We start from the raw sequence: 6,000 nt of genomic DNA, 5'->3' as shown, positions 1-6,000 counted from the left end.
TTCGTGCCTCCAGTACCGCCCGGCCGGCTTTTAGCCGTTTCGCAAACGCGATAGCACGGGTTCGAAAAGGGTGTTCGCTCACAGTGCGCCGAGGCTGAAGATGCCCGATAAATCGCTGCCCATGTTGAACAAGCCTGAGGTCGAGCCGCTGAAGGTGTCACCAGGAAGGCCGACGCTCGCGAGGCTGGTCGCGAGGCCGGTGTTTCCGAAGCCGGAGCCGTAGCCGTTTATGTAGTTGCCAGCGGTGAACGTGTTGAAGAAGCCAGACACTTCGATGTTGAGCCCGTAGCCGCCGGCCGCCCTGTTTCCAAGGCCCGAGATGCCAGCGTTGACCTCGCCGCCGCTGGCCGTGTTCCCGAAGCCCGAGACCTCGGTGCCGGTGTTGTCGTAGCCCGAGTTGGTCGCGCCGCTGTTGGTGGTGTTGCCGACGCCTGTGTTGACGTTGCCTGAGTTCCAGAAGCCCGTGTTGGCGAGGCCCGAGTTGCCGTTGCCCGTATTGGCGTCACTGGAGTTCCAGAAGCCGGTGTTGGCGCTGCCTGCGTTGAAGAGGCCGGTGTTGTCGTCGCCCGCATCCCCAAATCCGGTGTTACCGCTCCCGCCATTCCCGAAGCCGGTGTTTCCACCGGCCGCGTTCCCGATGCCCGTGTTTCCAACACCCGAGTTACCCAGCCCAAAGTTGTTGAGGCCGCCCTGGCCAGTGGTATTGGCACCGGAGTTGAAGATGCCGACGTTGTGATCGCCGGAGTTGAAGAAGCCGACATTGTTGGAGCCGGAGTTGCCGAAGCCGATGTTACCGGTGCCCGAATTCAGGCCGTTGGATACGAACTGGCCGGTGGCCGTGTTGTAATACGCATTCCCAAGGCCCACCAGATTATTACCGGTTAGCCCAAACCCGATGTTGTTGTTCCCGTTGTTGCCTGCACCCCAGTTTCCGTTGCCGGTGTTACCCAGGCCGGTGCCGTAGTTGCCGCTGTTGCCAAGGCCTACGTTATGGCCCGGCGCCGAGCTGGTGCTGACATCAGCGGAGTTACCCAAGCCGACGTTCCCGATTCCGAAGTTTCCGAAGCCGATGTTTGCGTTGCCATGGTTTCCGCCGCCGAAGTTGCTTCCGCTGCCATAGGTAGGCGAGGCGCCGTTCCCGAGGCCGAAGTCCCCGTTGCCGTAGTTACCGATCCCGATGTTGCCGATGCCGTTGTTTCCGTTGCCCAGATTTCCGTTGCCCTGATTGCCGACGCCGATGTTGGGCAGGTTGGTCAGCGCATCTTGCAGCGCGCTCTGTGCGGGTGCCAGTTGCGCAGCCGCCGCAGATGCTCCGGAGTAGTAGCCCGACATCGCGGCCACGTCTTGGGCCCACATCTCTTCGTATACGCCTTCGGCCGCTGCGATAGCGGGCGCGTTCTGCCCAAAGACGTTCGAGATCACCAACTGCACGAGCGTGCTGCGGTTGGCGGCCACCGCCAGCGGATGCACCGTTGCTTGCTGGGCGGCCTCAAAGATGCTGGCCACCACGGTGGCCTGGCTGGCCGCGCTCGACGCCTGAGCGGCCGCCGTGCTCAGTAGTCCCGAGTAGGGGTTGGCCGCCGCCGTCATCGCCGATGCGGCAGCGCCTTGCCACGACTGGCCCACCAACCCGGAGGTCACCGAGGAAAAGGCCGACGCCGCCGAACCCAACTCCGACGCTAAGCCTTCCCAGGCCGCCGCGGCTTCCAACATCGGCGCCGACCCCGCACCCGCGTACATCAACGCTGAATTGATTTCCGGCGCCAACACCGCGAAATTCACCACGATTGGTCCTCCCCGAACTTTTGCACCGCTCGCTCCCGACGCGGCCGGCGACCGATGCAAGGATGCTACGACGACGGCAGTTTCAGCGATCGGGTTTCCGCTGGATATCGATGGATTGTGCCGCAATGTTCAACTGGCTCTCGGCTGGAGGCAGGGTTGGCCCGGCCGAGCGGTAACCGTGTGCGGATCAGGTTTGACCGCGCGCCGAGTCTGCGTCTGTGGCGGCGAGCCTGCGCGCAGGGCGCGTTTCCGACGGATTTTTGCACCCTGGACGCAGTCTCGACGAAACATTTAGCGCGCAGCACGGAGCCTCGTTTACATCATCGTCAGGTTTAGGATCGGGATGGAAAAGCATGTGCCGATTGAACTTTGACTGCGCGACCGCGTCTGCGTTAATGGCGTCGAACCTGCGCGGAGGGCCCCAACTTGGCGCAATTGGTGCTCCCCCGGAGGTGAAGTGGTTGGGCCGCTGGCTCACCATGCGCCGGGACAAGGGAATTGAATTATGTTGCACACCAGATTGATTCATCAACGGTAGTTTGCGCCGAAACGGGAAGGCCCTCGGGCGCATCTCACGAACACGCTGGAGTGCGTCGTGACGCAAACGCACAGATGACTTGGCTCACCTTCGGATTGTGGCGTGGCAGCGGTCGTTTGACCTGTGGTTTCGGGGGTTTGAACACTAAGGCGGTGTTATAGGCTTGTTGATGGATGTCCGAGCATGACCTACAGGCCGGCCCTTTCAATCACCATCTGTGCGAGTCGATTGACGCACACTTGAACATCATGGACGCCGTGATGGCCCTCAATCACGACGCCGAGACCCAAACCGGTTGGAACGTGAATAGGTTCGTGCGTGCCGCTCGCCGCTACCGCACCAACGCTATTAAACGCTGGCATGCAACTGCTCATCGCTGCTGTCCCACTAGCCGCCGATTACGCGACGCGTTCACCCAGATCGGCGTCCCACATGAATACTTGGCTGAGCCAACTTGGCGCTGCCTATGCCCTTGGAGTGGGGCGGCAGAGGACCTGGAACCGGAGATCGCCGAAAACAGTCGATAGTGGGTCAGCAGACCAGCCCCGGGACAACTCTGCGCATCTTCCGTCTTCCGCCAAACTTGTCGTACGCTTCTTGCGCCGTCGCTCGACCAGCGTCCAGACCGTGAAGTCTCAGCTAGGAAGGCAGAAAACGTGAATTTTTCGGTGTTGCCACCCGAGATCAATTCGGCACAGATATTTTCTGGCGCGGGTTCGGGCCCGATGTTAGAGGCTGCGGCGGCTTGGGATGGGTTGGCCTCAGAGCTGGAATCGGCGGCGAACTCGTTTTCGTCGGTGACCTCAGGGCTGGTCGCCGCGGCGTGGCAGGGTCCAGCGTCGCAAGCGATGGCAGCTGCCGCTGCCCCGTATACGGGCTGGTTAAGTGCGGCGGCAGCCCAGGCGGCAGGGGCTGCTGCGCAGGCCCAATCCGTGGCTGGGGCGTTTGAATCGGCGCTGGCGGCCACGGTGCACCCTGCGGCGGTGGAGGCCAATCGCAATGCGTTGGTGCAGTTGGTGAACTCGAACCTGTTCGGACTCAACGCCCCGGCGATTGCGGCAACCGAGAGCCAGTACGAGGAGATGTGGGCTCAGGACGTGGCCGCGATGGTGGGGTACCACGGTGGAGCGTCGGCGGCGGCTGCACAGTTGGTGTCGCCAGCGCAGGCGTTGCAGAACCTGCCGGGGTTGGCTGCGAATCCGGCCCAGGGGATCAGCGACCTCAACCTCGGCTTCGACAACTTCGGCATCGGCAACACCGGCAGCGGCAACGTCGGCTTTTTCAACAACGGCCAGCACAACGTCGGCGTGTTCAACAATGGTGACAACAACGTCGGCTTCAGCAACACAACCCCCAGCCAAAACTTCTTTTTCAAGGACGGCAGAAACTTTAACGGCACGTCAACCTTTAATGGCAACTTCGGCATCGGCAATTACGGCCACGGCAACATCGGCGCAATGAACACGGGCATCGGTAACTCCGGCTATAACAACTTCGGCAACGGCAACCAAGGCTTGATCTTTGGGCCCGCTGGCTTCGGTGGGGGCAACATCGGCGACAACAATACGGGTTTTGGCAACATGGGTAACAACAACGCAGGCGGTGCCAACGCGGGCAATATGAACTTCGGCTTCGGCAACACGGGCGACGGGAACACTGGCATCCAAAACCGGGGCACCGGCAACATCGGCATCGGGGTAACCGGCACTGACATGATGGGTATTGGCATCCCAGGCCTGGGCCAGTTCGCCGTGCCCCGCTGAGTTTCCTCACCTAGGTGCGCGACCATCCGCGGCCACATCCTGGGCTCACATTCTCCGCATAGATGCCTTCGGCCGCCGCGATGGCGGAGAAGAAATTCGGCGTTTCATAAATTGTGTCAGTCAGGTCTGCACCCGCAAGCGGTCGCAGAGACGGCTGAATAACACTCGTCGGTTACTACGACAGCGACGCCAGCGTCTTCACGATACTGAACAGGCCGGATGTCGCGGTGCCGGTATTGAAAAAGCCGGAGCTAATGCCGCTGTAGGTCAAGGGGAAGCCGAAGAAGGAGGACGGGAACCCGGGGGGAACGCCCACCACCCCAGTGTTACCGATCCCCGACATTTCGCCGTTGATTGCGCTGGCCCCGCCCGCCGTGTTGAAGAACCCGGACGCGTAGCCATTACTGATAATTCCACCGCCTCCGACGGTGTTATTGAACCCCGAGACGCCGGTACCTGTGTTGTTGAAGCCCGAGTTCGTGGCGCCACTGTCGGTGGTCATCCCGAAGCCGGTATTCACGTTCCCGGAATTCCAAAAGCCGGTGTTGATCTGGCCCGAGTTGCCGTTGCCCGTGTTGACAAAGCCTGAATTCATGAAGCCGGTGTTTATGTTGCCCGAATTGCCGAAGAACGTGTTGTAATTGCCCGAGTTCCCGAGCCCGGTGTTGAGTGTGCCGGAGTTCCCGATGCCGAAGTTCCCCTGACCGGTGTTGCCCAAGCCGATGTTTCCGATGCCCGACTCGCCGATGCCAAAGTTGTTCATGCCGCCCGTGACGGTATTAATACCCGCACTGAACAGCCCAACGTTGCCGTTGCCAGCGTTGAAGAAGCCAATGTTGTTGTTACCGGCATTGAACAAACCGATGTTGCCCGTGCCCGAATTCAGGCCCCCGAAGCCCACCTGATTATTACCGGTCAACCCGATCCCCATGTTGTTGTTACCGGTGTTGCCAAAGCCCATGTTGCCGTAGCCATAATTACCGAATCCGACGTTGTTGTCGCCGAGGTTACCGCCGCCCCCGTTGACGTTACCGCTGTTGCCCAGGCCGGTATTGAAGTTACCGACGTTCCCCAAACCCCTATTGCCGCCGCCGGTCGATGTGAATAGGCCATTGTGGTTACCCAAGCCGAAGTTGCCGAGACCGGTGTTGCCGAGACCGGCGTTGCCGTTGCCGATGTTGCCGAAGAAGGTGTTGTCGTTGCCTAAGTTGCCGCCACCGAAGTCGCCGTTGCCTAGGTTGCCGTTGCCGATGTTGGCGATCCCGTTGTTGCCGTTGCCGATGTTGCCCATGCCGCCCTTGTTGCCCACCCCGATGTTGGGCAGGTTGGCCAGCGCCTGTTCCAGTGCGGTCTGCGCCGACGTCAACTGCGTGGCCGCCGTCGACGCGCCGCCGTGGTAGCCGACCATTGCGGCCACGTCCTGGGCCCACATCTCTTCATAAACGCCCTCGGCCGCCGCGATCGCCGGCGCATTGAAACCGAACAAGTTGGTCTGCACCAACTGCACGAACGTGTTTCGGTTGGCCGCAACCACCAACGGATGCACCGTCGCAGCCTGGGCCGCCTCAAAGATACTGGCCACCACGCTGGCCTGACTGGCCGCACTCGATGCCTGGGTGGCCGCCGTGCTCAACAACCCCGAATAGGGGGATGCCGCCGCCGTCATTGCCGCCGCCGCCGCCCCCTGCCACGACTGGCCCGTCAACCCCGAAGTCACCGAAGAAAACGACGACGCCGCCGACCCCAACTCAGCCGCCAGACCCTCCCAGGCCGCCGCCGCCTCCAACATCGGCGCTGACCCCGCCCCGGAATACATCAAAGCCGAATTGATCTCAGGCGCCAGCATCATGAAACTCACGACGGGTGGACCTCCTTGTCCGGGCGGTTGGACTTTTGCTAGGCGTGACAGTACGA

Annotated in this window: 2 protein-coding genes and 1 pseudogene; 1 reads left to right on the top strand and 2 read right to left on the bottom strand. The window is 61.5% G+C overall.

Features of this window, described 5'->3' with window-relative positions:
* Positions 1-78: 78 nt before the first annotated feature.
* Entirely contained in the window at positions 79-1,785 is a 1,707-nt protein-coding gene (locus tag JO236_RS21130; RefSeq protein ID WP_293335138.1) for a PPE family protein, read from the bottom strand.
* 1,194 nt (positions 1,786-2,979) lie between these two features.
* Between JO236_RS21130 and JO236_RS21120 the strand changes: the two are divergent.
* Positions 2,980-4,050 (top strand): annotated as a pseudogene (locus JO236_RS21120) (PPE family protein); the annotation flags it as partial.
* A 211-nt stretch (positions 4,051-4,261) separates the two neighbouring features.
* On the opposite strand, the gene JO236_RS21115 reads toward JO236_RS21120, so the two are convergent.
* The gene (locus JO236_RS21115) at positions 4,262-5,935 is read right to left on the bottom strand and encodes a PPE family protein (RefSeq protein WP_293335151.1); all 1,674 of its coding nucleotides are present in this window, start codon (positions 5,933-5,935) and stop codon (positions 4,262-4,264) included.
* Positions 5,936-6,000: the final 65 nt, after the last annotated feature.

The sequence above is a fragment of the Mycobacterium sp. genome (genome assembly GCF_019247635.1).
Lineage (GTDB): Bacteria > Actinomycetota > Actinomycetes > Mycobacteriales > Mycobacteriaceae > Mycobacterium.
This window is presented reverse-complemented; position numbering and strand designations above follow the sequence as displayed.